Source organism: Variovorax sp. GW460-12-1-14-LB1 (assembly GCF_059423605.1).
Map to the genome: position 1 here is coordinate 1 of NZ_JBWKYF010000160.1, position 2,232 is coordinate 2,232.

A 2,232-nucleotide genomic window follows, 5' to 3' on the forward strand; every position below is an offset into this window, starting at 1 on the left:
GAGCGTGGGGGGAACGGCGCTTGGCATGGTTTCGACAAATGTTGTCGCTGTATCGCCATTCTGCCGCGTCGGTGCCGCATAGCATCGGTGCCCGCACCGGTTTTTTGTAGCAATCCATGTCATCCACTTCCTCGACAGCCGTTCCCGCCACCACTTTGCGTACCGACGCCCAACTGATCGGGCTGGTCGGCCTGGCGCACGCGGTGAGCCACTTCAGCCAGCTCATCCTGGCGCCGCTGTTTCCCTGGCTGAAGGACGCGTTCAACGTGAGCTACACCGAGCTGGGCGCGGTGCTCACGGTGTTCTTCGTGGTCTCGTGCATCGTGCAGGCGGCCTCGGGCTTCATCGTCGACAAGCTGGGCCCGCGCCCGGTGCTGTTCGTCGGGCTGGGCGCGCTGGGGCTCGCGGCCTTCGGCTATGCCATGGCGCAGAGCTACTGGATGCTGCTGGCGTGCGCGGTGGTCGGCGGCATTGGCAACGGCGTGTTCCACCCGGTCGACTACACGTTGTTCAACCGCAAGGTCGCGCCCACGCGCCTGGGCCATGCCTACAGCGTGCACGGCATCACCGGCAGCCTGGGCTGGGCGCTGGCACCGGCCTTCGTGGTGCCGATCGCCATCGCCTTCTCGTGGCGCGTGGCGCTGGCCTCCGCCGGCGTGGTGGCGATCGTGGTGCTGCTGATCCTGTGGATCTACCGCAGCGTGCTGGCGCTCGATGCTGCGGCCGTGCACAAGGCCACGGGGCACGGCGAGCCCGCGCCGGTGGGCGGCGAGTTCGACTTCCTGCGCATCCCGGCCGTGTGGATGTGCTTCGGCTTCTTCTTTTTCTACGCCGCCGTGATCAGCGTGGTGCAGACCTTCGCGCCCGTGGCCGCGGGCCATCTGCATGCGGTGCCGGTGGCGCTGGTGGCGGTGTGCCTCACGGTCTACATGGTGGCGAGCGCGGCCGGCATGGTGGTGGGCGGCTTCCTGGCCTCCGACCCCTCGCGCTGCGAGCGCATCGTGGGCGCGGGCTTCGGCGTGGCGGCGGCGCTGGCGTTGGTGCTGGCCTTTGCGCAGTTCCCGCCGGTGATGGTGCCGGTGCTGTTCGGCGCGATGGGTTTCGTCTCGGGCGTTGCCGGGCCGTCGCGCGACCTGCTGGTGAAGAAGTCGACGCCGCCCAATGCGACGGGGCGTGTCTACGGCGTGGTGTACGCGGGCCTGGACATCGGGCAGGCCGTGGCGCCGCTGGTGTTCGGTCGCCTGATGGACGCCGGCCAGTACACGAGCGTGATCGTCGGGCTGGCGCTGGTGCAGGGCGTGTTGATCGCCAGTGCCTTCAATGTGCGGCGCGTGCGGCGCACGGCGCTGGTGCCTGCGTCGGCGTAAGCCACTTGGGCGCGGGGGGCGGCCCCCTATCATCGGCCGCATGCAAGCCTTGTATGTCTATGTGATCGTGGGTGCTGTGCTCGCGGGGTTCGTGCAGGGCCTGTCGGGCTTTGCCTTCGGCATGGTCGCGATGTCCGTGTGGGCCTGGACGTTGGAGCCGCAACTGGCCGCCGTGCTCGCGCTGTTCGGCGCCCTCACGGGGCAGGTGATTGCGGCGCTCACGGTGCGGCGGTCTTTAGACAAGCGCATCCTCTGGCCCTTCGTGCTCGGCGGACTGGTCGGCGTGCCCTTCGGTGTCTGGCTGCTGCCGCACCTGGACATCGTGCTGTTCAAGGTGTGCCTGGGTACGCTGCTGGTGCTGTGGTGCCCGGCCATGCTGATGTCGCAGCACCTGCCGAAGATCACATTCGGTGGCCGCGCGGCGGACGGCATTGCGGGCGCCATCGGCGGTGTGATGGCGGGCATCGGCGGCTTCTCGGGCGTCGTGCCGACGTTGTGGTGCACGCTGCGCGCTGTGATCCAGAACTTCAACCTCTCGATGCTGGCTGTGGCCTTTGCGGTGCATGTGGCGAGCGGGAGCATCGGGCGGTCGGTTTTGCCGTTGCTGGTGTTGGTCGCTGCGGCTGTTGCGGTGCCGGTGTTGTTGGGGGCGCGGCTTTACATCGGGATCAGTGAAGCGGCGTTTCGCAAGATCGTGTTGAGCTTGTTGACGTTGTCTGGGGTTGCTATGTTGGCTTCGGCTTTGCCTGCCTTGCTGGCTCGTTGAACTTGGCGCGTGGGTTTGCTTTCCGGGGCCGGGAGTTCCGCCCGGCGGCGGACTCACTTTCTTTTGCTTCGCCAAAAGAAAGTAAGCAAAGAAAAGGCG

2 protein-coding genes are annotated in these 2,232 nt (G+C 67.2%); both read left to right on the forward strand.

Annotation, left to right across the window (positions count from 1 at the left end):
• Positions 1–116 precede the first annotated feature (116 nt).
• Entirely contained in the window at positions 117–1,367 is a 1,251-nt protein-coding gene (locus AC07Y4_RS32890; RefSeq protein ID WP_095744727.1) for an MFS transporter, read from the forward strand.
• 40 nt (positions 1,368–1,407) lie between these two features.
• Entirely contained in the window at positions 1,408–2,133 is a 726-nt protein-coding gene (locus AC07Y4_RS32895) for a sulfite exporter TauE/SafE family protein (RefSeq protein WP_487849212.1), read from the forward strand.
• Positions 2,134–2,232: the final 99 nt, after the last annotated feature.

What these genes read in the sequence shown, in the direction of transcription:
- AC07Y4_RS32890 (WP_095744727.1), top strand. Translation starts at nt 117, where the DNA reads ATGTCATCCACTTCCTCGACAGCCGTTCCCGCCACCACTTTGCGTACC.
- AC07Y4_RS32895 (WP_487849212.1), top strand. Translation starts at nt 1,408, where the DNA reads ATGCAAGCCTTGTATGTCTATGTGATCGTGGGTGCTGTGCTCGCGGGG.